Genomic DNA, 24744 nt, shown 5'->3' on the forward strand with positions numbered 1-24744 from the left:
AAATTGAAAGCAGATATTTGTAACCTGCCAGCAATAGCAAATGTATTTTCAAATTAGCTATTTAAGTACATTTAGACACTTTTGTCACTGGTATGTCTGATTTAGCATACCTTTGCATGCCTTTGGGATATTGAGCCACAATAAAAAGCCCTTCACAGATGACGCCATCAGCGCCCGCAGTGAAAGACTTTTTAAGGTGCAAGTTTCCTCACATTATGACTGGTCACATCCTTGCCAGTCAGCGTGAGCTATCAAGCCGCTTGCTGAACCTGCGCCCTCAAGGCGGCAAGGGCATTGAGTTCATCAATAATCGCCTGGTCTTTTTCCAGGGTTTTCGCCGGTGGTATTACCAGCGTCGTGATTTGCCTGTAATTCATCTTGGGTAAATCACCCAGAGGCAACTTGTCTATGCGTGTTTTTTCCAATGGGTCGGTGGCTGCTTCATACAAAATAACTTCATGATCCAGCGGATAATACTGCGCCAGCTTATTCACCAGGATTTGCAAATGTGCTGGCTCTGTATCAAAGCGCTTCAAGGTCAGGTCACCTGCTATACCCACCTGCCACAACACCAGCAAGGCCGTTGGGTCCAGAGTACGCTTGTAAATCATGAATTGTGTCGATTCCATTGACTGCATGCCATAACTGCCTGGATCTATACCCAAATCAGCGACCAGGCAATCCAGTGCAGAAATACCCGGCTCCATATGCGCCTCATAGCCCTCTTCTCGCGCCTCGGCAATAGCCATATGCGAGATGCAGGCAAATATGCCAGGGTGACCATAAAAAGCCGCGCATACCTTTTTGCCAGCGCGCACTTCTTTCAAAATAGTATCGGCCATACGCCTGTAGGTGTCACGCCTGGTCTTGCCATCCACCTTGGTGTCGTCATAATGATCATTGAGACAGACATATTCCTTGGCCACACCCTGCAGCCATTTACGCGTAAAAATATTGGGCACTGCTGCAATGACGATATCGAAAGATTCCATATAACTTTGCGCAATCGGCGTCAATTGGCCCGCCATACGCATGCCAGTACCAACACAGACCAGTGAACCTTGTTTTTGAATTGTCATAGATTTTTAAAATTGAATATTAAAGAAAATTGAAAAACTCAACTGAGCAGAACCATGATGAAAGACCTCACCAGGTTCTACCCATGAAAAGCAAAAAATAGAAATCTACCAAAGAAAGCAAGCCTATGTAGCAAGAGCAACTTACGTTTCATAAGATACGTAATTATCTTCGTGATCAAATCGCGTCACGATAGAATCAAGTGCATCAAAATCGCGGAATGGAATATCCAGAAAAGCTGAAATTTCACTCCTGTCCTCACGCAACAAAACAATTTGTTCATCTACAGATAAGCCAAAATCCCGTGCAGCTTGCTCGGGGTCATTTTTATGTGCCTGAATAAGAACTGCATTGGTGTCGAGTGCATTCAGATAATCTAAGAGCTTGGACATGCTGATCTCCTTGGTTTGCAAAACTTAGGGGTAATGTCGCTAATGATTTTATGCTTAATCTTAAGACAATGGAAATATATTTTCGACAAGTCTAACTTTTAAAGCAGGCTTATTTGAAAGATACATGCCTTCAACATACAACTCTCCAGCCATCATCAAAAAGAGCCGGGTCACATGGCTGCGACCCGGCCCATCATGTCTGTGTTTAGACTGGTAATTTTGACTCAGGCAACAACTTCCAAGTCAGCATCAGTAGCTTCTTTTTTCACCGCTGGGCCAAAATAAGTTTCTACAGAGTCGATGGCATCAAAATCTCTGAATGGGATATCAAGAAAGGCGGCGATCTGTTGTTTATCGCGTGTAGTCATTACTAATTGCTCGTCATCTGACAAACCAAAATCACGGGCAGCTTTTAGTGGATCACTTTTATGTGTCTGAATAAGGCTTGCATTGGTGTCAAGTGCATTTAAGAAATCTAACAACCTGGACATACATATCTCCTTGGTTTGCAAAACGTGGGGTTAATGCCTCCTAAGATTTTATGCTTAATTTTAAGGCAATGGAAAGTATATTTTCAATAAGTCCTAGATTTCGATGCCAGCTTACTTCAAAGCTTTATCACTCACAGTCATTATTAAATGAGCCACGTCACATAACTGTAACACGGCCCAAATTTGAAAAATCAACATCTAAATTTTAATTCAAGCAACAAGTTCTGCCTCGCATGCATCTACTAACCTTTTTTTGACCCCAATACAAAAATGGGTAACCAAAGTGTCAAGCGCATCAAAGTCACGGAAAGGTATGTCGAGGAATGCTGCAATTCTTTGCTTATCCTGTTGAACTAAAGCCAATTGTTCATCTGAAGATAAACCAAATTCCCTGGCTGCTTTGAGTGGATCGTTTTTATGCGCATGAATAAGGACAGCATTGGTGTCGAGCGCATTCAGATAATCTAATAGCTTGGACATACTTTCTCCTTGGTTGGTAATCTAGTGGGTAATACCAAGGGTGATTTACGCAAACATATTAAGAAAATTGAAATATATTTCAACAATTATTGAAAGACTAAGTAGATCAGGCTTGCCTGTAGACATTGACACAGTTCCGGCCTTCGGCCTTGGACCTGTACAAGGCTTTGTCGGCTGCTTCAAGAGTTTCATCAAAACTGCGTAGCCCATTGCCATCTACGGTTGCCACACCAAAACTGGCAGACAAAGAAAAAATATGGCCACTAGGCTCGGTGTCTATCATTGCAATTGCCATACGGCAACGCTCTGCCAATTGCAGGGCCGAAGCCTGACTGGAGTCTGGCATGCAAATACCAAATTCTTCTCCACCCAAGCGCCCAAACAAGTCAACTTTGCGCAAATGCGTTTTGACAGTTTCACTGACACTTTTCAACACCCAATCACCCGTGGCATGACCATGAGTGTCATTGATATTCTTGAACAAATCCATATCAAACAGGATAACGCTGACGCTGCCTGTACGCATTTTGAATGCCTCATTCGCAAAGCTAATGAAATGCATGCGATTCGCAGCTTGAGTAAGCCCGTCTGTCTGGGAAAATTGGCGGAACTGGTTTTTTTGTTGCAAGGTTTTAAGCAACCAAAAACTTAAGATGATCAGAATAACTACCACTAAAGAAATGAGTAGCCATAGATTCTGATTATTCTTTTTTTCCAGTTCGCGTTCAACGGCCAGAATTTTATTTTTTTGCTCAAGTAGATTCAGTTGATTCGCTTTATCCTGAGTATCAAACTTAACACGCTGAAATGCCAGATTTTTATGTAGCTGATCATCCAGCACTCTATTTTTGAGGACCAACGCCGCCTCATAATATTCTATGGAACTAGCATATTGTCCTTGCGCACGCTTAATGCTGGCCATAGTTTCAGCTGTTTTTTCCATTATAAGGACTGCATTCCCATCTTTAGCTCTTTGATAAGACTGCAATCCATAGCGTTCGGCCTGTTCTAAATTTCCAGTATTAAGATATGCACGGGCCAATGCCTCTTCAAGTTGGGTTCCATAATCAGAGCTTTGATTCAATTTTGAAAATTCTTGCAACGTCTGCAGAGCAGCTCCTTTTCCTTGCAAATAGTTCCCAGAATCAATTAAGTCTATGCAAGCTAGCGCATTCAACAACAGAGATATGATCTTTCCTCTCTGGGAATTACATGTTTGTATTGCCTCAGGAAGAATCGATCTTGCACGCTGACGTTCACCACGCAAAAAATTGATTTCAACTTGATTTCCTAATGCCATGCATTTCAAATCACTTTTTTCTTTTCCGGTATCAAGCGCTAGCATCCTATCTGCAAAAAGCAAGGCTTCATCATAAGCATGCAAAGAATTCAGTACGGAAATTGCTGCTTGCAAGACATCAGATTTAGCATCTTCATCAATCAATTTTGGCAAGAGTAGAACGCTTTGATTCATTGCTTGAAGAGCTTTTTCATATTCACCTAAATTAGTAAATCCAGATGACATCTGATATAGCAACTTCACCCTATAATAAGGATCTTGCACTTGATCCAATACTGATTGGACTAACTCCACACGTTCTTTATGGCGCCCTCGAAACCCTAAATTTGCAGCACTAAACAAATAAAATTTTGTTCGTTGAGTATCTGTGAGTTGATCTTTTATCGCATTTAACTGATCGATCGTTGTTGCCGCTTTTTCTGGCGAAGACCGAATTTCCTGTATTGTCCGCTTCAGCAGTTCTTCGACTCTAGAATCATCCTTAGCCGAACCGGCATCAACAGAGTAAACATTTCCGGCGACAAGCAAAAAGGACGCAAGAAAAAAAGCTAACTTAACCAAGTTCATTGCTTGTGCCGAAAATAATTACTTAATATGTGCCAACTAAAGAGTCAAGTGCAGGCAAATCGTCCACCTCAAGACCTAACACATCTGCAACGGCTTGTTTACTGCCTACGTGTACGGCGGCTTGCTCTTTATCAGTTAAACCAAAGTTTGTCATTGATCCTGCTGGATCTTTAATATGCGCTTCGCGTGCGTCCGCGTCTTTATCCAGTGTATTCAAATACTCAAGCAATTTAGACATAGTGTATGACCTTTCAGTTATTTCTCAGGTAATAAAACAGGGGGAATCCCGGGAGGGATTCTATTATGATTCTGTAAAAACTTGTAACAATTTTCAAAAAATCAATGCATTATTCGCAACACTGGGTAACGGCGCCATTCTGGTTCTTTGAATCTGGCGCATAGACTGAAAATGAAGTCCAGTACGGCTTGCTGATTGCTGAGTAACTCCGGGTGTGCTTGCTTCCATTGCTCGAAAGCCTGTTTTACTTCTGGTTCGGTATTCAAAATGTCGGTGGCGGTGTCCTCAAATACGTAATCTGAATATGCTTCTTTCTTTTCCAATACACTATTAAAGAAGCCCCAGCGGAAGTAGCTGTCGTGCGCTTGCGGCTCCAGAGTTTCAACGATATAGCGGGCCTGCGGCTGGTCCAGTGTGACCAGATAATCACCAGCGTGAGCCGTGATATGGTCGCCAAAAGCCTGCAATTGCACAGCGTCGTGGAACATATGACCTTCATAGGCATGAGGGCGCGATTGCACAGACTGTATGCGATATACCTCAGCCTGCATGCTGGTATCGGCTTCCAGCCTTTGCATTTGCACGCCATTCCATTGCAGGCGTTCTATGACAGCGCGCCAGGCCTGGGGGATCAGATAAGCCTTGGGTTGTGTGACCTGGATATCAGCAATAAAGTGGTCGTAATAGGCAATCGGTTTTTCCCAGGGCTGGCTACGATCATAGGACAGGCGGGTGTAATTACCCAGCACGCTGGGGCTGTACACAGCTTGGTAACCCTTGAAGAGGAAGCTGGAAGCCTGCTTATGATCGGCCACCCAATGTACGGCCACTTGCTGGGGCTGGCTGGCAACCAGGCGAGCCTGGGCGCGCAAAGCCTGTATTTGCGCTGCATTGGCCACCGTGAATGCCAGCACCGTTTCCACCAGCGCACGCATGGAGGCATAACGGTCGGCATAGGGTTTCAGCATATGCGTTTCGGGCATGAAACCTATGGTGTGATGCAGAGCTGCATAACCGGTAGAAAAACGCGGGGTTTCCAGGAAATCTTCTATGCCATGGTCAGGGCTGTCCTTGACCGGGTTCACATAGGGGCAAGTTGGCCAGCCACGTTCCTGCATTTCTGCATAGATGGCGGGCAACATGGTATTGCGCAAGAATGGGCCTAGTCCATAGCCTAGCTTGTCGGCCTGGGTTTGTATCAGTGTCATGGTGTAGTGGTAGTCCGCACCATTCGAGGTATGGGTGTCGACCATGACATCCGGGCTCCATTCGCTAAAAAAGCGGTTGAAGACCTGGGCGTTTTCACTATCGCATTTGATGAAATCACGATTCAGATCAAGGTGCAGGCCATTGCCACGAAAGCCGAATTGCTCAGGACCATCCTGATTCACACGTGAAGTATTTTGGCGGTTCAGGCAACCATCGACGTTATAGACAGGGATAAACAGGAACACTGTCTTGCCCAGCGCAGCAAGGCGTTCAGGCTCAACGCAAAAGTCGCGCACCAGGGCCATGCAGCTATCTATGCCGTCCGGTTCGCCAGGGTGTATGCCATTGTTGTTGAAAAAAATGGGGCGTTGCTCTTGCTTGATACGGGCGCGGTCAAACACACCGTCAGCCGTGACGATACCAGCATGGATGGGCTTGCCATTGTCAGAAACACCGATCTGGCCAAACTGCAAGACAGCCGGAAACTGCGTCGCGAGTTCCTGATAAAACTGTGTGCAGGATTCCCAGGTTGTTGTCTGGTTTTGGTTACCAGCTTCATAGGGTGTAATGAAGCTGGCAGTATTGGCTGTATGTGATGACATGCGGTACACCAGTGTTTAGTAAATATATTCCGTAATTCTAGCTTACAAGTCAGCAAACTGGCATGGCATACTGGTGCTTGATTGAAACAAATTGAGCTTTATCTTCCTATAAACCGCTGGAGATTCTCTTGACTGATGCAGAAATAAGCGCACTGCGCCTGAGTTGCCCTATCCACCTGCCTGGCCACAGAGCCATTACACCGGCACAGAGCTTTGCGCAGATGGCCACTTGGTGCGAGGAGCATCAGGTACAGCATGACACTTATGGCGAAGGTGAACTGGTACAAGACTTTGAAAAAAAAGTCGCTGCCTTGCTGGGCATGGAAGCGGGCTTGTTCTGCATCACTGGCACCCTGACCCAGGTCACGGCACTACGCCTAGCCTGTGAAGAAAGGGGCAGCTCACTGGTGGCCCTGCATGCCAGTTCCCACATACTTGTACATGAACGCAGCAATTATCAGTTGCTGCAACATTTCCAGGCCTTGCAAATTGGCAATCCACATCGTCCGTGGACCAAGAAAGACTTGCAGGCCCAGCCGGAAAAAATCGCTGCAGCCCAGTATGAATTGCCTATGCGTGAGATAGGCGGGCAATTGCCTGCATGGGAAGAACTGGACGACATCAAGACCTATTGCCGGGAGCAAGATATCCACCTGCACATGGATGGCGCACGACTATGGGAAGCCGCTGCTGGTTATGGCCGCAGCCTGGCAGAAGTGGCCGCAGGCTTTGATACTGCCTATGTCTCCTTCTACAAAGGCATAGGTGGCCTGGGTGGCGCCATGTTATTGGGCAGCTCTGATTTCCTTGCCAAGGCAAGGGTGTGGATGCACAGGCAAGGTGGCAGTGTATTTCGCCGTAGCCCCTATGTGGTGGCAGCCGCCATGCAGTTTGATGCCAGGCTGGCTGCCCTGCCCGCCTGTTTTGCACGCACGCAATGGCTATATGAAGAATTGCGCGCCTATCCGCAGCTCAAGCTTAATCCGGCCACACCACAATGCAATATGTTGCATCTGCACCTGCCTGTCGACAAGGAGAAAGCCATTGCCATCCGCAACCGTATCGCGCAAGAGCATGGGATATGGCTGTTCAATAATGCGGTACACACAGCCTTGCCGGGCCAGTGCATGTTTGAGTGGTATGTAGGGGGCAATTTGCTGACGCTGGAAGACAATACCGTCAGGCTAGCCCTGCAGCTGCTGGCCGCGGCCTTGCAGGATCATGCTTAAAGTCTGACTGGCTTCAATCCTTCTCTTATGTGAGTTATCGCACATACAAAATTTTCTCAATTCATTAAGCTGGCTGAACTTGCTTCATGAATTAAGAAAACTTAAGGAGGAATAATGATAAACCTGCTCAATCTACAGTCGGATAAAATCAAGTATGACCCCAATCGCCTATTTGATACCCTGATCAAGCGCCTGCATCTTAAAAATGATGCTGCGCTGGCCAAAATGTTGGACGTGGCACCGCCAGTGATCAGTAAAATCCGTCACCTGCGCTTGCCTATAGGGCCATCGCTGATGATTACCATGCATGAAATCAGTGATCTCAGCATCAAGGAATTGCGCGCTTTGATGGGGGATAGAAGAGAGACCTTCAAGATTACCGATGCTCAGCTAAAACCTCGCTTGAGCAAATCGCCCCGCAAAAGCAAAGAGAGTACTGTTAGTCAACAGTATTGAGGATGGCAATGATTAGCGGTACTCCGTTACTGACCACTTGCTTTTGGAAAAACCAGCTTAAGGCGAGCCCCCGGGAATTCGCTGCTGCTTTCTCCATTATCCACCTCATAGTGGGCACCATGCAGCTCTGCAATTGCCCTGATGATGACCGAGCCTAAACCCAGTGAAATGCCAGCCTGTTTATTTAACAGCCTATTTGACAAGCCAGTAAATAGCTGTCGCGTATCGCGTCTTTGTCCGAACCCGAGCATTGCATCTGCAGACATACCTGGGCCATCGTCTGCTATGGTCAGTGCCCAGCCGTCTTCAACAACCAGCAATTGTATGCGAACTTTGTTCCGGGCAAATCTGGCTGCATTATCAAACACATTACGCAAAAGCCTGGAGATGAGATATGCATCACCAGTAATGTAAGCTGCCCGTTCGCAACCAGCGTCTATCTGCAACTCAAAGAAGACAGGGCATTCCGCCTGCTGCTGCATATACAATGCGTGACTGGTCTCTGCCTTCAACAAATCACATAAATCTATGCTGGTGGCCTGATTGCGGTAACGCGGCTCGTCGATATTCGCGATAAAAAACAGGTCGTCAATCAGCTTGGTGAAATACTCCAGTTCACTGCTGACGACGGCAAAAAACTCTTCTCGCTCCTGATGCTCCATGGTTTCACCATGCACGGATAAAGTATCAATCGCCGCACGCAAACTGGTCAATGGTGTGCGCAAATCATGACCCAACTCTTGCAAGAGTTCACGTCTGGTTTTTTCTATGGTTTGCAATTGCATGACCAATCGCTGAATTTCATTGGCCATGCCATTGAAATGCTGCATCAGTCCGCCTATGGCATCCAGCCTGCCAGACGTGAAACGTGCGCTCAGGTTACCTGCCTCCATGTCTTGAATAACCCGCCGCGCTTCTGCCGAGCGGCCACGCAAATACAGGGTCAGTAATAACAGGCCCAGCAAAATTGCAGTAACAAGTGTCACCACGAACAAGGTCGCCATGGTAAAGAATGCGCCACGTGCAGGTGTACCTGGATTATGTATCAGTAAATAGCTGGGCTGGTCAGATTGCAGGCGCACAATGGCAGAAGCCGCCGTCCCTGAAAAAAATCGCCCACGCGCTATTACCTCATGGATGACTCCTGGTTTGGTACGCTGCAAAAGCGCGGCTGGTGGAACGGCATCTGCAGGGCTGCTCGCGAGTATCTGATTGTCTACATTCACTATCCACATTTCCAGCGGGATTGCCGGTGACTCGCTACGGTAAGTCTGTACAAGACGCAGACCCTAGGCATAATCATGTCCCTCCACGATACGGGCGATAAACAGATACATGCTGCGCTGTACTTCATCCCCGGGGCGCGTGGTTACTTCCCTGATCATCCGCAGATAGAACAGACTCAGCAGCAATGCAAAAAATACGCTGATCGCAAAAAAACGCAACCATAATGAACGACTCATGCATGCTCCAGTTTATAACCTATGCCATAAATAGCGACGATACGCTCAGTCGCACCGGCGTCCTTTAATTTACGGCGCAAATGGCTAAGGTGGGAATCGATGGTGCGGTCGTAAATGATATTACTGTCCTCAAACTGACTCAGTATCTGCTCACGGGTGATGGCATCGCCATTGGCGCGCACCAGCAACATCAGCACATCATATTCTTTCTTGCCCAATTGTAGCGCTACTCCTCTGGCGCTGACATTGCGGCGCTGCACATCCATCTGGATATCACCAAAGCTGATGACGGCTCTGGGCTCCCTGGCTGCCTCGGCTTTGACCAATAGACGGCGCATACGTGCACTAAGTTCCCGCAGTCCGCAGGGCTTGCGTATGTAATCGTCGGCACCGCCTTCCATGCTGGCAACCACGGCGCTTTCATCGGTCCTGGCTGACAGCATCAATATCGGCGTTGCCGGGTGCAATGCGCGCAACGCCCTGCACAGGCCGATGCCGTCACCATCAGGCAGGCCCACATCCAGCAATATCAGCTCGAACGCCTGCTGCTCCAGTAAGTTCATGGCAATAGCGATGCTGCCTGCATGGCTGAGTTCAAAACCCTCATAGCGCAAACCCATGCTCAAGGTACGGGCGATCATTGGGTCATCTTCTACAAGCAGGACGGTAGTGGCAGGATTCATGGAGTTTGAAACATGTGGTAACAAAGTTTACTCCTTCATTTTGCCATACTGCAGAAGAAGAGAAACTCTTCCATCAAAATTACAGGATTCATGTTTACAGTTTCTGACAGCGGGCCTGCACCTCACGATCTGAAAAGCGGGTCTGTCCATTATCTGATCCCTACTGGAGATAACATGAACTATCCTGCTTCCGTGCTGAGCCTTGCCACTATGGCGGCTGCAGCCAGTTTGCTGAGTGCCTGTGGCGGTGGTAACCCTGGCAGTCCTGGCAGTCCTGGCACTACAACTGGTGCTATACCACCCGTTTCGGCCAATGTTGCCAATTCCACCATCCGCCTTACCGCTGCCATCGCTGCGGCCAAAAATGCAGCAAACACAGACCCCATGTGCACCACTGACAAGCTAGGCGATTTTTACTGGGAAATCGGCAATGCCACCGACAATGCGCCCATAGTCTCTGCTTCGCAAGGCGCTGGCAGCGTTAAATCAAACAGCTACTTCAATATTGCCTCTGCCTCGAAATGGATATTTGGTGCCTATGTGCTGGAAAAGAAAGGCATCAACCAGGTACGCAGCAATAATAGCCTGAAGGATGGTTTGCGCTTCGTGTCCGGTTATACCAGCTTTAATGAAGACGCCTGTGCCGGTACAACAAATGTCTCCGCCTGCTATTCGGCAGGCATGGGCGACAACAGCGAACAGCCCAACCAGAACACCATTAACAAATTTGATTATGACAGCGGCCATGATCAGAAGCTGGCCGTCAAGGATCTGGGGCTGGGTAATTTCACGGCAAACCAGCTGGATACGGAATACCAGAACACCATAGGCCTGAGCAAGGGTTTCAACATGGCCGCGCTTGATCCGTTGATGGCAGGCGGCATGATGGGTACAGCCACCGACTATGCGCTATTTCTCAAAAAAATCATGAAACAGGAACTGGTGATAGGTAGCTACCTCGGTGACGAGGCAGTCTGTGCCCTGCCCTCTGCCTGCCCCGGCAAGGTGGTGTTCTCACCCATATTGCTGATGAATGAACCCTGGACTTACTCTTACAATCACTGGGTAGAATCAGAGAAAGGCAATGGCAGTATTGATGCGTATTCCAGCCCGGGCAAATGGGGTTTCTACCCATGGGTCAGCCCGGACAGGAAATACTATGGCATTCTGTCGCGCCATGACAAGGCAGCCGGTGCCTATGTAGAATCCGTCAAATGCGGTCGCCAGATACGCAAGGCCTTCATGAATGCTTTATGAAGCAACAGGATGCGCGGGCGGCAAGACAGCAAATTGCCGCTCTGCATAGGTTGTCAGTGCGACGATGCGCTTTTCTGTCTCGCGTTTGAATTTCAGGCACAAGATAGGCGTCAACAGCCATGACAACCAGCGAGGTTTGGCCGTAATGTTATAGGAAAACCTTACACGGGTCAGCCCGTCAGACAAGGCTTTGAAATGCCAGCCGCCAGCGAACTGGTCAAAAATATAGGGGCCGCTGACCATCTTGACGGCGGCCACTTCATTTGGCTTGTATGACACATATTCTATATCCATCGCCAGGCCATTGCCGTCTATGCAGCGCGCCTGCGCACCTACGGCGGCCTGTTTTGCGTTCAGCAGATAGGACTCGGTAGTCAAGGTATCCCATTCTTGCCTGAGCGTGTAATCCTGGGTCAGGTCAAACAGATACTTGGCGCTCGCCCTGACTTCAAATTCATGTTTGATCAGCATATCTTGCCTTATGATGTTAATGGAAGAGAACTCATTGATCGCCTGCCGAAAACTGGCTCGGTGGCACACCAAAGTGCCGCTTGAACATGGCGATAAAGGCGCTCAGACTATCGTAACCCAGTTCAAGTGCAATGCTGGTCACCGCAGTCCCTGCTGCCAGCAATTCCAGCGCCCGCATGAGCCTGGCGCGTTGCCGCCAATCAGAAAAACTCATGCCCGTTTCGTCAGCAAAATGGCGGCTCATGCTGCGTGGTGCAATGCCTGCCCAGGTCGCCCACTCTTGCATGGGGCGCGGGTCGCCAGGATTTTCCAATAATGTACTGGCGATTTTGACGAGGCGGCGGTCGGTGGGCATGGCGAGTACAAAATCCTGAGATGGCAAGCTCGCCACTTCATCGACAATGACGGCCAGCACACGCTCTTGAGCTGTATTCAACTGATCGCTGACACCCCAGCTCGCCGCACGTAAAACTGCTTCCCGCAATAAACCAGATACCGGAAACACTTGCGTCTTGGCAGGCAGTTTTTCAGAAGGTGCGAGATAGGCACTCCAGCCATTGAACAAATGGCTGGTACGCAAGGCATGGGGGATAAACGGTGGCAGCCAGATGGCATAGCCCTGAGGCACAAGCAGATGCTGCTGTTCTGCTTCGAGCACCAGCACACCTGTCGTTGCCGCCAGCAACTGGCCGCGGGCATGGCTGTGTTCTGGCGTCATCCTCGCGTGCGCCTTGCTGGAGACAGCGTAGGCAATCGCCCCGCCATCCGCATTGGCGTGCTCAGGATCTATCAGGGGTAAGGACTTGGCCTCAGTTCGACACATGTTGGCATTATATCGCAAGCGACTTTTGGGCATGAAGCGCAAACTTCAGTCTCCATTCACCCACAAGGAAACAAGATGAAAGCCGAAGACATACTACCAGATCATATCAACACGACCACTATTGACGGCCTGACTATCAGAAAAGGCACAGTCGCTGCCTTCGTGGTCAATGCAAAGACCTATCTGCAGCCAGACAGTTCTGCAGACGAACGCGCTGATGCAAAAGCAGCCGTAGTCGAAGCCCTGCCCGCCTTGAAGGCTTTGGGTATATTTGATGTGTTCGCTATTGCAGACCCTGGCCTGCGTGACATGCTGGCCACACATCAGTCGTAATCAGACTCTCACCATGCAGATCGTCAATGAGGCAAGCCAGCACCCTGGTCATTGCCCTCATTGACGGCGCAGGTTTGCCAGCACAGTCTTGTCGAGTTTTGCTGCCACACCTACACTGCGCCCGGCCAGATTGGGAATACTGAAATGAATTGCGCTACCCAAAATCTGCGCACACTCTGACAGGCTGAGCCCGTAATCCTGTTGCAACCACTGCACCATGCCGCTGCTTGCTACCCGCAGGGCATCATCCAGCGAGCCTGCCTGTCCCAGCACCATGATCTGCGTTGGTGACTCCACTCTTGGTGTATTGACAGATTTTCCTTTAATGACACCCACGGTAAATTCCACGTCCATGGATGTTTCCAATGCATATTGCGAAGTCTCGCCATCTCCCTGCAAGGCGTGGGCATCACCCAGATACAGCAAGGCACCGGGTTGCTGCACAGTCAGATAGACGGTATTACCTTCAACGACCTCGTTAAAATCCATATTGCCACCAAAGCGGCCAGTGTCACCTGTAGATATAGGTGGCGAACCATTGCCCGGCGCAACTGCCAGCCCACCCAGCATGGGGCGCACTGGCAGGCTCAAATTACGCAACCCTGCTGTGGGCGTCTCCGGACTTGCCAGACCACGCTCTCTATCCAGCTTCCAGCGTATGGGCTTGCCAAGATTTGTGGCTTTGGCTGCCAGTGCTGTACCCATTGCCCTGCCGACGATACTGTCGAGGCTGTCTGCATAATCGCGGTTCAGGCGCAAGCGTTTAAGATGTACTACCAGCGTATCACCCGGTTCAGCAGTGCCGACAAAAAACGGGCCAGTCTGCGGATTGCCATACAAGGCTTTGGTGACACCATTTTCATCAACTCCACCAGAATCTATGGTCTTGGTCTTCACGGTGTCACCGGGCCAGATAGTCAACACTGGCAGACGGTGCGGGTCAAATTCATTGGAATAATCCGTAGGCTGGAAATCGTATTTTCGTGCCGCTCCGGCAGGGCGATCAGGTATCCTGCGTGCGTTGAATGTGTGTGCGGCTCTTGCCTGCGGGTTATTTGTATCAGGAAAATCAGCGGTGCCCTGCATGGCATCCTTGCTGACTGTGCCGACATAGGAATACTTGGCCTTGTCAGCATCCGTTACCGTGAACGCAATGCCTTTAGCGGTGCGCGTACCAAGAAGCTGGTCACCATCAAGCTTGCCGCTGATACTGCTACCATTCGCTGTCAGACTCAAGGTCTGATAAGAACGGTTACCCCATCTATCGACTTGCAATAGCCAATGCTCTTCATCTGCTGCAGTCGCCAGACAAGGGGCAAGAAAGATCAATAACATCGCATATCGCAGCATGTTTTTTCCCGTGAAAAAAAATTAAATGTAGCTGCGATACTAAATTATTCTGCGCCTAAGCTTCATTAAATGCGATGAACTGCCAATTGTCATGCACAGACTGCAAACGCAGTCCCTTTATTGGGCTGCCTGCCCCATGGATGCCGTCAGCATTCCCTGCACCCTCGATCGCACAAAAGCGATATGACTGCGCAAGCCATATAATTCCTCGGCATAGGACAAGGGTATGGTGATACGGTTGACCTTTTCTTCTATCTCATCAAGTTGGCGCAATTGCTTCTCCGCGACGCTATGCCTGTCTTCTAATGCGACTTCTTCTATCGCCTGCTCGACCAGCCGCAACTGCCCATACCAGCGGTAAATGCGCGAACGTATCCGCCAGACGTACAGGGGCGGAATAATTTTTGACAGTGGCAGGAACAAGGCACCGAGGGCGACGATGACTACCCACATGCGCTCTATGAAATTGGCAATCCAGAAACTCAGGTAACGCTGCAACATAGGCGGGCCGTTTTTATAGAATTTCTCGGCCTCATGCGCTACCGGTATTTCTGTATATTTATCAGACGGGAATTCACCCTGGCGACTGAACCAGTCGGCACCACTATGTATCCTGTGCGCGGCCTGCAGTAACAGGCCCATCAAGGCAGGATGCAGGCTTTCATGCGCTACCAGGGTTGCTGTTGGTGCGATCAAATGATAATCATGAGCAGGGATATCCTTACCTATATCGACAATGCCACGCGGCAGGATGACATGCGACAGGAAAGGGAAACGCCTTGTATAAGCTTCTGCCTGTACAAAATCAAACAAACGTATGCCTGGTGTTTGCAATAGCATTTGCACCAGAGGCGAATCACTGGCTGAACTGAAGATCAGTACATCAACCTTGCCATCCAATAAGGCGACCGTACCTGGCGTGTCTGCCAGTTTTTGTATGCTCACGTCTTCTTCTGACATGCTGTTGACACTTAAAATCTGGCTGAACAGCTTGGCAACGCCGTTACCATCAGGACCAATATTGACGGTCTTGCCCTTGAACTGGCTGATGGTGGTGAACTCCTTGGGGTCGCGATAAAACACCCAGATAGGTTCATAGAACAGACTGCCCAGCGATATCAGGCCACGCTCGTGTGCTAGTGCTTCATCGGTAGAACCGCTGCGCACGAAACCGACTTCAATTTCAGACTCAGGGTCACTGATACGGCTCAGGTTTTCTTCCGAGCCTTGCGAATATTGCTGGCGCAAGGTGATCTGATTTTTTTGCAGCTCTTGCGCATAGCGTTTGGCGAAGCGCTCATAGGAACCGTTTTCCTGTCCGCTGGAAATATCAATCACACGCGGCGGGGCCGGGTCCACCAGCCAGTAACCTACACCACAGACTATCACCACCATCAGCGTGACCGGGCCAAAAGCGACCAGCAGATCACGTAGATTAAAGAGGGTGAACTTGATTTTTTGCATTGTCATGCAGTCTTGGCAGGAGTAGGAATGTATTCTGCCTTCAATTGCTGCAAGCCTTCCAGCATTTTTTCATAAGCGACAGGCACTTGCTGCTCATCGCCCTTGACGCCCAACTCTATATGCCTGCGCTCGGTTGCGCTGCCTACTGTGGGCAGGCTGAAGACTTTGATGAGCGGAAAATCTGCTTCCAATTGCTCCATCAAAGGGGTCACCATGGATTCAGCAATTTCATACACCAATACCGATTGCTCAAATTGTGCATGTTGATGGAATAAATGAGAAAAATGCGTATCCAGGACCCACTCCAGCATAGGCCAGGCCATGACCGGGAAGCCAGGGACGAAAAAGTGATTACGTATGGAAAAACCAGCGATCTTATTGAAAGGATTGGGAATAATATCCGCCCCTAGCGGGAACTCGCCCATCTTCAACCTGTGTAAATGATCAGGCGTCGTCAGGTCAGCCACTTCGCCTTTTTCTTTGGCGATATCCATGATACGTTCCTGTATCAGCAGTTTGGCTTCAGGATGCAAGACTATTGGTAAATCCAGGGCCGCCGCTGCACACTGGCGTGTATGGTCGTCTGGCGTCGCCCCTATGCCGCCTGTGCAAAACACCACGTCGCCACTGGCAAAACTGCGCATCAGGGTAGCGGTGATACGCTCACGGTTATCACCTATGTATTCAACCCAGTCCAGCTGCATGCCACGCGCCTTGAGCAGTGCAACGACCTTGGACATATGCTTATCTTCACGCTTGCCAGATAAAATTTCATCACCAACGATAATCAAACCTATTGCCACGATTTCTCCTTTTTTATACAGCAGGCTGCGCACTGCGCTGACGTTGCAGGGATTCAAGACAATAATGCTGGAACCACAGACCGGTGAATACAAAGACCAATACATAAACCCAGATTGCAGCCCCCGCCAACACCGGTAAAAACAGGGTAGACATAGCCCCACCCAACCACAACAGACCAGGCGCTGCACCGAACAAGCCAGCGATGATGCCCATGCTGAGCAAAGACCAGCGATGCTCTTGCATCAGGCTGGTTCTTTCTTCTGCATCTGCGTGCAGGGCCAGTGCATCGTACACCATGACTCTATAAGTCAGCCAGCCCCACAAAAGCGGCTGCAAGACCAGGCCGACAAAGGGTATCAGGTTCAGGGGTAAAGTCAGCACCCACATGATGGCGAAGATGGCAAATGAAGACAGGGAATGCCAGATACTACCCAACAAAGTCCCGCCATTCTTTTGCTCAAGATCAGGGTAGTCACGTCCACCCACATGCTTGTTAATAGCAGGCATGGCAAACAAGGCTATGCATAGCAAGGATGTGAATATCATCAGCGGCAACAATACCCACATAGCTACCAGGGGCACGACTATCATCTTCAATGCGAGTAGGCCCACCATGCTCAAGACACTACGGACTCGTGCAAAACCATCGTGTTCAGTGAGCCAGGTCTGGATAAAATCCATTGCTTCCTGCAAACCCAAGTACATGAGCACACCCCATAATATAAGGGCGACCATAAATGGCAATATAGTCAGCAGCAACATACGATAGTGTAATTGTGCTGCTACTGCCCTGCCCCAGGCACGCATGACAGATGCCATATTCATGTTTGTTTTTCCTTATCAAATCCACACATGCGCTTCAGCCCCAGCCATTGCTGTGACCAGAATCCTTCGCCATAGTTGCGCCCGCTGCCTTCAGGAGCAGCCAATTGATCACGTATGCCAGTCAGAGAAAATTCCTTGCTGAACAATGCCGTGCCAAACAGCACATCCCAGATCGGGAACAGAACTGCAAAGTTATGCCCGCCCAGAGTGCCCTTGCCATGGGTTTCATGGCCTATGCCTATGGCATGGTGGGTACGATGGTAGCGTGGTGACACCAGCAGGTATTCACCGATAAGCCCAAAATGGATGCGCACGTTGGCATGTTGCAGGCTTTGCAGCATTTGTGATGCCATCACCAGCATGACGTATTGCCCCGGCTCTACACCGATGACGATGGCGATCAGGCCCATATAAATATCGCGTATGAAATCATCCAGCAAGTGATTGCGGTTATCGCTCCACAAATTCATGTCGCGCTGGCTATGGTGCAGGCTATGCAAAGCCCACCACCAGTTGAACTGATGTTCGGCTCGGTGATACCAGTAATCAAAAAAATCCAGCACAAACAAGTACACTAAAAACAGCAAGACTGGATATTGCAGCATGCCTGGCCAGATATTTTCCAGGTTGAAGGGGTTCACGCCTTGCAAATGCAAAATAGCCGTTAGTTGGTCGAGCAAGGGATCGAGCACAAAAAACACCAGGATAGAAAATGCGCCCAGTCTGTGCAAGGCGGTATAAATGAAGTCATTCCAGCGTGCATAGCGGTTCTTGATCTCATGCACGGGCATCCAGGCCTCTAGCGGACGCAGGATGATGAACAGCACGATCAATTGCAAAATACCGAGCATGAACCACTCGACGCCTTCATAGGAGTCTTCCACAAACTCACCCAGGCCCAGGTTAAACATCAGGGGCTGTACTATCGTTTCAAAAATCCAGGCTTGCAGACTTGTGAACAGATCGGAAATAGTCATTATTTTTTCTGCTGGTTTAAATTATGGTAAGCGGGATGTTCGCGTAGAGTAGCAAAACAAAAGGATTTTTGCTCAAGGCCAATGAGCAAGGGTTCAAGGTTTTCTGGTGCCCAGGCTTGTTTGCGTGACCATATGCCCAAATGTGCCATGAAAATATCGCCATCCCTGAGCTTGTCGAGTAAATTTCTGAGCAACAAGGGATTGCTGAATTTTTCGCTGGATAATTCATCACCAGAAAAACCTGCAGGTGACCAGCCTACATGCTGGTAGCCACAAGCCTGCCCGGCTTTGAGCAAGTTGGGTGTCAACTTGCCACCAGGTGCACGCCAGTAAGGATCGAGCTTCTTACCGGTCAAGGCAAAAAACCGTTGATCGACACGACGCAACTCCTGGCAATACTCTTGTGCCGTCCAGTGCAGGGTTTGACCAGCTTGCGCACCAAACTGCGGCTTGACGGCGATACGTCCCTCTGGTAAATCACCGACGACATATACATGGTCAAAAGTATGGCTGCCAAAAGCATGACCTTCTTCAGCCAGCTTCTTCCAATAGGATGACCAGCTCATGTCCAGCGAATAATCGCCCCGCACGGTTTTTTCATTCGCCAGGAAGAATGTCGCCTTGGCTTGATGGCGGCGCAAAGTCGCGGCGATTAGCTCTGCCTGTGACTGGCTGCCAGTATCAAATGTCAGGTAGACCGTTCCCTTGCAACTGCCTGCCATGGTAGTTGCCACAGTGGTGGCAGGCACAGTCAACATGGCTGCCATGGCCCATCTGACCAGATGCGCAGGTCGCAACAATTTACATATTGCCAGCACGGTTGGCAAAGTACACACCATGCGGGGAGCGGCCTACCGGTATCATTTTGATGACTTTGCGGGAAGGGATATCAATGACAGCCACTTTTTTGATCCAGCGCAGCGTAGTCCACAGGGTTTTGCCATCTTCACTGACTTCCATGCAGTCAGGCCCACCAGGCACAGCGATGCTGCCTACCATTTCCAGGGTTTGTTGGTCCAGGATATTGATTTCATTGGAGGTGCGGTTAGAAACAAAGGTATGGCGCTTGTCGCCCAGGGCACGGAAATTATGCGTACCCTCGCCCGCCTTGATCTTTTTCACTGTTTTTTGGGTGCGCCAGTCTATGACTTCCACATAATTGCTGCCCATGATACCGACTAGCAAGTATTTATCATCGGGTGTCATGGATATGCCTGCTGGCAGCTTGCCGACAGGCATAGTCCATTTAACTTTTTGGGTGGCCAGGTCAATTGCCGAGACCTGGTCGCTACCTTGCTGGGTAATAAACACCGTGGTACTGGCCGCATCAAAAGCCATGTGGCTAGGTAATTTGGCCAGTGGCACACGTTGTACCAGCTTCATTTCCTGGCCATCAAATTTATAGAAATCAACACGATCCAGACGAAGGGAGTTTGAGACAAACCATTTTTGGTCTGGTGAAAAGCCGATTTGATATGGATCAGCAATGTCTTTCACGCGACGCTGGATCTGGCCACTCTTGGGATCAAGAAATACCAGTTCATTGCCTACCGCATTAGCGACTATCAGGGACTTATTGTCGGGCGTGGCCATCAGATGATGAGGTTCCTTGCCGACAGGAAAGGTACCGATTTCTTTATAGCTGGTCTGATCAAGCAGGCTCACGGTTGCATCGCGCGAGTTCAATACCACAACGACATTGGCCTGGGCAGCATATGCTGAAAAACCGGAAATGAAAGAAAACGCCAAAGACGACAACAAAATACGACTACGCATGAAAGAAGACCGCAAAAAATAAATCGAACTGGCATTTTACAGCGCATGACAATAAGGAAAGAGCTTTCCTTCAATTGTTTTTCAGCTTTTTTACTTAATTTGTTCAAAATCAAGTCAAGTCATGTTGCTCTTAGGGCAAGAAAGTAAAGTGTACTGTCCCAAGTCTTTTCTTTTGCTCTACAATTGCGCCAGCTTTTTTCGATGTAATGCAAAAAATCATGGAAGAACAGTGGTTTCAACTCTGCCTCTGGCAGTCTGGAAATTACCAAAAAGCAATAAATAATAGAGTATCCGGCAATCTTCGCTTTAACCTGCATCTAGGGGTCCAAGCGCGCAAACAACATGCCGGAATTGAATGAACAGCGTTATAAAACGCAAAATCAAGGAAAAACAATGAGCACTATCACAACAGTAAGCGGCCTGCAATATGAAGATAAAGTTGTAGGTGAAGGCGCAGAAGCACAAGCCGGTAACCACGTCGATGTTCACTACACTGGCTGGTTGCAAAATCCTGACGGTAGCGCAGGCAAGAAGTTTGACTCCAGCAAAGACCGTGGTCAGCCATTTTCTTTCCCTTTGGGTGCTGGCCATGTCATCAAAGGCTGGGATGAAGGCGTACAAGGCATGAAAATAGGTGGCACACGCATCCTGACTATCCCATCCAGCCTGGGTTATGGCCCGCGTGGTGCTGGCGGTGTTATTCCTGGCAATGCAACACTGATATTTGAAGTGGAATTGCTGGGCGTGTAATCTCAGCCCCTGCCCTCAAGAACAGCATGGCTGACTTGAAACAGCCCGTGGCAGCAGTCACGGGCTTGAATCACTTGACCTTATCAGTCTCGAACCTGGAACGCTCTTTCCATTTTTATGTGGACATTCTGGGTTTGAAACCCGTTGCCCGCTGGAAAAATGGCGCTTATCTGCAGGCTGGCAATGACTGGATTTGCCTGTCGCTGGATAGTGATTGCCGCAATAGCATCCCCGCCGAATACACCCATAGCGCTTTTTCAGTCACAGCCGATACCTTTGCCGTTTTTGCAAAAAAGGCAGACGCCGGTGAGCTGCTTCTATGGAAAATCAATAAAAGCGAAGGTGATTCGCTGTATCTGCTGGACCCGGATGGTCACAAGCTGGAATTGCATGTCGGTGATTTGCAATCAAGGCTGGAGAGTTTGAAAATCAAACCGTATGAAGGCCTGATCCTGTTTTAAGCCGATAATGCTTAGTGCAGATTCGTGGATAATCGTGAATAAATATGCAAAAAGCCAGGTTGACCCTGGCTTTTGTGCTTTAATCAACAATTCCTGACTGCTTATTCCTTGATGAAATGCTGGCGATAGTATTTCAATTCTTCTATCGATTCCAGAATATCTGCCAGTGCAGTATGTTTCTGATGCTTTTTAAAGCCGGAGGCCAGTTCTGGTTTCCAGCGGCGGCAGAGTTCTTTCAAGGTCGAGACATCCAGATTGCGGTAATGGAAGAAAGCCTCCAGCTTGGGCATGCCACGCGCCATGAAACGGCGGTCCTGGCATATGGTATTGCCGCACATGGGCGACTTACCTGCAGGGACATAGGGCTTCAGGAAAGCGATCAGGGCGGCTTCTGCATCTGTTTCTGTCACGGTAGAGGCTTTGACCTTGTCGATCAGGCCAGAGCGACCATGTGTGCCCTTGTTCCAGTTATCCATCTTATCCAGGGTTTCATCGGATTGATGAATGGCAAATACCGGGCCTTCTGCCAGCACATTCAATTGTGAATCTGTTACCACCACGGCCACCTCAATGATACGATCTGTATCTGGGTCCAGGCCTGTCATTTCCATATCCAGCCAGATCAGGTTCAACTCATTTGGACGGGATGGCGCGGCAGGATTTGCGGTGTTTGTTTGAATGTCGGTCGCTTGTGACATAATTCTTCCTTGGCTATTACTTATCGAATGTCACATTTTCCCATGATTTCATCCGTTTTTTCGGTTTTATTCGTTTCCTTCCTGCTATTGAGCCTGATTATTCAGTTCTGGCTGGCCTCTCGCCATATCCGTCATATCCTGCAGCACCGTGCAGCCGTGCCTGCGCAATTCGCAGAAAAAATAGGTCTGGCTTCCCATCAAAAGGCGGCAGATTACACGATTGCCAAGACCAAGCTGGGCATGATCATGTTGCTATTGAATGCCGCCGTCCTGGTTGGCTTCACCCTGTTTGGAGGTTTGCAATGGCTGTCCGTACATCTGGTGAAGCTGGTAGGTCCCGGCATGTGGTATCAAATCAGCCTGCTGGTGGCATTTACCATTATTAGCAGCGTGATTGAATTTCCTTTCAGTTACTACTCACAATTCGTGCTGGAAGAAAAGTTTGGTTTCAACAAGATGACACTGGGCCTGTTTTTCACTGACATGGTCAAGAATACCTTGATAGGTGCGGTACTGGGCCTGCCCCTGATCTGGGTGATACTGACCCTGATGGAAAAGGCAGGCAGCCTGTGGTGGCTATATGCCTGGGCATTCTTCATCGGTTTCCAGATGTTGGTCATGTTGATCTTCCCGGTCGTGATCGCCCCCTTGTTCAATAAATTCTGGCCGCTGGACAATGAAGAAGTACGCGAACGCATAGAAAACCTGAGCAAGCGCGTCAGCTTTGCACTAAAAGGTATCTTTGTCATGGATGGCTCAAAACGCTCTGGTCATGGCAATGCCTACTTCTCCGGCTTTGGTGGCGCCAAGCGCATCGTGTTTTATGACACCTTGCTAGAACGCCTGGCACCCAATGAGATTGAGGCTGTGCTGGCACATGAGCTGGGGCACTTTAAACTCAAACACATCATCAAACGCATGGTCGTCATGTTTGCCTTGTCGCTGGTTTTCATGGCAATGCTGGGCTTTTTTAAACAACAAATCTGGTTCTACACTGGCCTGGGTGTAGACCCCATGTTGCTGGCGCAAAATGATGCGATGGCTATCATCCTGTTCATGCTGGCCTTGCCGGTGTTTACTTTCCTGTTTTCACCACTGAGTGCGATCACTTCACGCAAACACGAATTCGAAGCCGATGCCTTTGCCGCCAAACATACCAATGCCAATGACCTGGTCACTGCCCTTGTCAAAATGTATGACGACAATTCATCTACCCTGACGCCTGATCCCCTGCATTCGGCTTTTTATGACTCACACCCCTCAGCATCGGTGCGCATCAACCACCTGCTGGCTGCACAATAACGGAGATATCATGATTAAATCCACAGACTTACTGGCAAAAAAATCCCAGCACACAGAAACTGGCCTGGACGACGCCAGCCTGCCAGCCTACTTTGCCGCCACCCCTGAATGGGCACAAGATGGCCCGCGCATCGTCAGGACTTTCCAGTTCAAGAATTATTATGAAACCCTGGCCTTCATCAATGCGATTGCCTATGTGATCCATGCAGAAGACCATCACCCGGAATTGGTGGTCACGTATAACCGCTGCGTCATCAAATTTGATACGCATACCGTCAATGATGGCAAAGGTGGCATTTCAGAAAATGACTTTATCTGCGCTGCCAAGATAGACGCGATTTTTCAGCAGAGTTTTTCCTGATGGCGCGTTCACAGGCTTTAGTCATTGCAGCGCATGGTCGTCATTACCTGGTACAGGCCGAGATAGATGGTGAGCAAGTCAAGCTCCATTGCGTTACCCGTGGCAAAAAGAGCGATGTCTCGGTAGGTGACATCGTTGAATACGCCCTGACATCAAAAAACCAGGGTGTGATAGAAGCCATCACCACGCGCAAGACTTTGCTGTATCGCTCTGACCAGTATAAATCCAAGATGCTGGCGGCCAATCTCACTCAGTTGCTGATTGTGGTTGCGACTGAGCCCAGTTTTACCGATGACCTGGTATCACGCGCCCTGGTAGCGGCAGAATCAGCTGGCATCAAACCACATCTGATCCTGAACAAGGTCGACGTCACCACCTCCCTGCCCAAGGCCAGGGAGCGCGTAGGCCTCTATGCAAAACTGGGTTATCCAGTGCATGAAGTATCCGTCAGAACAGACCCGGAAGGCACGCGCCAGCTCATGCACAATCTGATGCAAGGGCAAAGCACTATCCTCATCGGTCAGTCTGGCATGGGAAAGTCTTCGCTCATCAATTTGCTGATCCCCGATGCAGAAATCGCCACTCGCGAAATCTCGGCGGCGCTGGACACCGGCAAGCATACGACTACCTTCACCCGCCTGTATCACATGGATGCCAACTCCTATGTGATCGACTCACCAGGCTTCCAGGAATTTGGTTTGCATCACCTCAGCGAAGGCATGCTGGAACGCGCCTTCCCAGAATTTTTGCCACACCTGGGCAAATGCAAATTCTACAATTGCCACCACCATAGCGAGCCTGGTTGCGCGATTCTGGCGGCCGTCAAGGATGGTGAAATCTCGACCATGCGGCATGACATGTTTGAACAACTGGTGCATGAATCCAAGCAAACAATTGGGTATTGA

The 24744-nt window shown here is 49.2% G+C and carries 29 protein-coding genes; 9 read left to right on the plus strand and 20 right to left on the minus strand.

The annotated features are described in order from the left end of the window. Positions 1-251 precede the first annotated feature (251 nt). From ACO0LC_RS11905 to ACO0LC_RS11935, 7 genes are all read right to left on the minus strand, one after another. Positions 252-1079, minus strand: a complete 828-nt coding sequence (locus ACO0LC_RS11905) for an SAM-dependent methyltransferase (RefSeq protein ID WP_423003236.1) — start codon at positions 1077-1079, stop codon at positions 252-254. 141 nt (positions 1080-1220) lie between these two features. Continuing rightward, a complete protein-coding gene (locus ACO0LC_RS11910; protein WP_423003238.1) occupies positions 1221-1469 on the minus strand; it encodes a hypothetical protein in 249 nt (82 codons plus the stop codon). Between the two features lie 224 nt (positions 1470-1693). Continuing rightward, positions 1694-1960 (minus strand): hypothetical protein, encoded by a 267-nt coding sequence (locus tag ACO0LC_RS11915; protein WP_423003240.1) that lies wholly within the window; start codon positions 1958-1960, stop codon positions 1694-1696. Between the two features lie 210 nt (positions 1961-2170). After that, positions 2171-2440: a hypothetical protein gene (locus ACO0LC_RS11920; RefSeq protein ID WP_423003242.1), complete on the minus strand. Its 270-nt coding sequence runs from the start codon at positions 2438-2440 to the stop codon at positions 2171-2173. Between the two features lie 106 nt (positions 2441-2546). Continuing rightward, positions 2547-4307, minus strand: a complete 1761-nt coding sequence (locus ACO0LC_RS11925; protein ID WP_423003244.1) for a tetratricopeptide repeat-containing diguanylate cyclase — start codon at positions 4305-4307, stop codon at positions 2547-2549. 22 nt (positions 4308-4329) lie between these two features. Then, positions 4330-4545, minus strand: a complete 216-nt coding sequence (locus tag ACO0LC_RS11930) for a hypothetical protein (RefSeq protein ID WP_423003246.1) — start codon at positions 4543-4545, stop codon at positions 4330-4332. Positions 4546-4646: 101 nt separating this feature from the next. Then, positions 4647-6356, minus strand: coding sequence for a M14 family zinc carboxypeptidase (locus tag ACO0LC_RS11935; protein WP_423003248.1), 1710 nt, complete (start codon positions 6354-6356; stop codon positions 4647-4649). A gap of 128 nt (positions 6357-6484) precedes the next feature. On the opposite strand from ACO0LC_RS11935, the gene ACO0LC_RS11940 reads away from it, so the two are divergent. Together ACO0LC_RS11940 and ACO0LC_RS11945 are read left to right on the plus strand one after the other, a co-directional pair. Next, entirely contained in the window at positions 6485-7585 is a 1101-nt protein-coding gene (locus ACO0LC_RS11940; RefSeq protein ID WP_423003250.1) for a threonine aldolase family protein, read from the plus strand. A 114-nt stretch (positions 7586-7699) separates the two neighbouring features. Continuing rightward, on the plus strand, positions 7700-8041 hold the full coding sequence (locus ACO0LC_RS11945) for a hypothetical protein (protein WP_423003252.1): 342 nt from the start codon (positions 7700-7702) through the stop codon (positions 8039-8041). 26 nt (positions 8042-8067) lie between these two features. Here the strand turns inward: ACO0LC_RS11945 and ACO0LC_RS11950 are convergent, their stop codons facing one another. From ACO0LC_RS11950 to ACO0LC_RS11960, 3 genes are all read right to left on the minus strand, one after another. After that, positions 8068-9267: a HAMP domain-containing sensor histidine kinase gene (locus tag ACO0LC_RS11950; RefSeq protein WP_423003254.1), complete on the minus strand. Its 1200-nt coding sequence runs from the start codon at positions 9265-9267 to the stop codon at positions 8068-8070. A 63-nt stretch (positions 9268-9330) separates the two neighbouring features. Then, complete coding sequence (locus ACO0LC_RS11955; protein WP_423003256.1) at positions 9331-9504, minus strand: hypothetical protein; 174 nt, start codon at positions 9502-9504, stop codon at positions 9331-9333. Next, on the minus strand, positions 9501-10211 hold the full coding sequence (locus ACO0LC_RS11960; RefSeq protein ID WP_423003258.1) for a response regulator transcription factor: 711 nt from the start codon (positions 10209-10211) through the stop codon (positions 9501-9503). Before ACO0LC_RS11960 ends, ACO0LC_RS11955 begins: the two co-directional genes overlap by 4 nt. Before the next feature lie 150 nt (positions 10212-10361). Between ACO0LC_RS11960 and ACO0LC_RS11965 the strand changes: the two genes are divergently transcribed. Then, a complete protein-coding gene (locus tag ACO0LC_RS11965) occupies positions 10362-11444 on the plus strand; it encodes a hypothetical protein (protein WP_423003260.1) in 1083 nt (360 codons plus the stop codon). On the opposite strand, the gene ACO0LC_RS11970 is transcribed toward ACO0LC_RS11965, so the two are convergent. Together ACO0LC_RS11970 and ACO0LC_RS11975 are read right to left on the minus strand one after the other, a co-directional pair. Further along, positions 11439-11915 carry an SRPBCC family protein gene (locus ACO0LC_RS11970; protein WP_423003262.1) on the minus strand — a complete coding sequence of 159 codons (477 nt, stop codon included), beginning with the start codon at positions 11913-11915 and terminating at the stop codon, positions 11439-11441. The genes ACO0LC_RS11965 and ACO0LC_RS11970 overlap by 6 nt on opposite strands. A 31-nt stretch (positions 11916-11946) precedes the next feature. After that, on the minus strand, positions 11947-12738 hold the full coding sequence (locus tag ACO0LC_RS11975; RefSeq protein WP_423003264.1) for an AraC family transcriptional regulator: 792 nt from the start codon (positions 12736-12738) through the stop codon (positions 11947-11949). 75 nt (positions 12739-12813) lie between these two features. Between ACO0LC_RS11975 and ACO0LC_RS11980 the strand changes: the two genes are divergently transcribed. Then, entirely contained in the window at positions 12814-13071 is a 258-nt protein-coding gene (locus tag ACO0LC_RS11980; RefSeq protein ID WP_423003266.1) for a hypothetical protein, read from the plus strand. Between the two features lie 57 nt (positions 13072-13128). On the opposite strand, the gene ACO0LC_RS11985 is transcribed toward ACO0LC_RS11980, so the two are convergent. The 7 genes from ACO0LC_RS11985 to ACO0LC_RS12015 form a co-directional block, all read right to left on the minus strand. Further along, positions 13129-14421 (minus strand): acetamidase/formamidase family protein, encoded by a 1293-nt coding sequence (locus tag ACO0LC_RS11985; RefSeq protein ID WP_423003268.1) that lies wholly within the window; start codon positions 14419-14421, stop codon positions 13129-13131. Positions 14422-14538: 117 nt separating this feature from the next. Further along, positions 14539-15891 (minus strand): TAXI family TRAP transporter solute-binding subunit, encoded by a 1353-nt coding sequence (locus tag ACO0LC_RS11990; protein WP_423003271.1) that lies wholly within the window; start codon positions 15889-15891, stop codon positions 14539-14541. Continuing rightward, the gene (locus ACO0LC_RS11995) at positions 15888-16688 is read right to left on the minus strand and encodes a competence/damage-inducible protein A (RefSeq protein WP_423003273.1); all 801 of its coding nucleotides are present in this window, start codon (positions 16686-16688) and stop codon (positions 15888-15890) included. Before ACO0LC_RS11995 ends, ACO0LC_RS11990 begins: the two co-directional genes overlap by 4 nt. Positions 16689-16701: 13 nt before the next feature. After that, positions 16702-17514: an EI24 domain-containing protein gene (locus ACO0LC_RS12000; protein WP_423003275.1), complete on the minus strand. Its 813-nt coding sequence runs from the start codon at positions 17512-17514 to the stop codon at positions 16702-16704. Next, positions 17511-18491 (minus strand): sterol desaturase family protein, encoded by a 981-nt coding sequence (locus tag ACO0LC_RS12005; RefSeq protein ID WP_423003277.1) that lies wholly within the window; start codon positions 18489-18491, stop codon positions 17511-17513. The genes ACO0LC_RS12000 and ACO0LC_RS12005 overlap by 4 nt, the downstream gene beginning before the upstream one ends. Next, the gene (locus ACO0LC_RS12010; RefSeq protein ID WP_423003279.1) at positions 18491-19258 is read right to left on the minus strand and encodes a polysaccharide deacetylase family protein; all 768 of its coding nucleotides are present in this window, start codon (positions 19256-19258) and stop codon (positions 18491-18493) included. Before ACO0LC_RS12010 ends, ACO0LC_RS12005 begins: the two co-directional genes overlap by 1 nt. A 34-nt stretch (positions 19259-19292) precedes the next feature. Beyond that, a complete protein-coding gene (locus tag ACO0LC_RS12015) occupies positions 19293-20267 on the minus strand; it encodes a cytochrome D1 domain-containing protein (RefSeq protein ID WP_423003281.1) in 975 nt (324 codons plus the stop codon). A gap of 393 nt (positions 20268-20660) precedes the next feature. On the opposite strand from ACO0LC_RS12015, the gene ACO0LC_RS12020 reads away from it, so the two are divergent. Together ACO0LC_RS12020 and ACO0LC_RS12025 are read left to right on the plus strand one after the other, a co-directional pair. Further along, positions 20661-21017, plus strand: a complete 357-nt coding sequence (locus ACO0LC_RS12020) for an FKBP-type peptidyl-prolyl cis-trans isomerase (RefSeq protein ID WP_423003283.1) — start codon at positions 20661-20663, stop codon at positions 21015-21017. 26 nt (positions 21018-21043) lie between these two features. After that, positions 21044-21478 (plus strand): VOC family protein, encoded by a 435-nt coding sequence (locus ACO0LC_RS12025; protein WP_423003285.1) that lies wholly within the window; start codon positions 21044-21046, stop codon positions 21476-21478. A gap of 101 nt (positions 21479-21579) precedes the next feature. Here the strand turns inward: ACO0LC_RS12025 and orn are convergent, their stop codons facing one another. Then, the gene (gene orn / locus ACO0LC_RS12030) at positions 21580-22176 is read right to left on the minus strand and encodes an oligoribonuclease (RefSeq protein ID WP_423003287.1); all 597 of its coding nucleotides are present in this window, start codon (positions 22174-22176) and stop codon (positions 21580-21582) included. Between the two features lie 42 nt (positions 22177-22218). On the opposite strand from orn, the gene ACO0LC_RS12035 reads away from it, so the two are divergent. Genes ACO0LC_RS12035 through rsgA form a run of 3 tightly spaced genes read left to right on the plus strand, consistent with a single transcriptional unit; the run spans position 22219 to position 24744 of the window. Then, positions 22219-23478 carry a M48 family metallopeptidase gene (locus ACO0LC_RS12035; RefSeq protein WP_423003289.1) on the plus strand — a complete coding sequence of 420 codons (1260 nt, stop codon included), beginning with the start codon at positions 22219-22221 and terminating at the stop codon, positions 23476-23478. 7 nt (positions 23479-23485) lie between these two features. Continuing rightward, a complete protein-coding gene (locus ACO0LC_RS12040; protein ID WP_423003608.1) occupies positions 23486-23839 on the plus strand; it encodes a 4a-hydroxytetrahydrobiopterin dehydratase in 354 nt (117 codons plus the stop codon). After that, positions 23839-24744, plus strand: coding sequence for a ribosome small subunit-dependent GTPase A (gene rsgA, locus ACO0LC_RS12045; RefSeq protein WP_423003292.1), 906 nt, complete (start codon positions 23839-23841; stop codon positions 24742-24744). The genes ACO0LC_RS12040 and rsgA overlap by 1 nt, the downstream gene beginning before the upstream one ends.

The sequence above is a fragment of the Undibacterium sp. JH2W genome (genome assembly GCF_049340425.1).
In the GTDB taxonomy this organism is placed as follows: domain Bacteria; phylum Pseudomonadota; class Gammaproteobacteria; order Burkholderiales; family Burkholderiaceae_D; genus Undibacterium.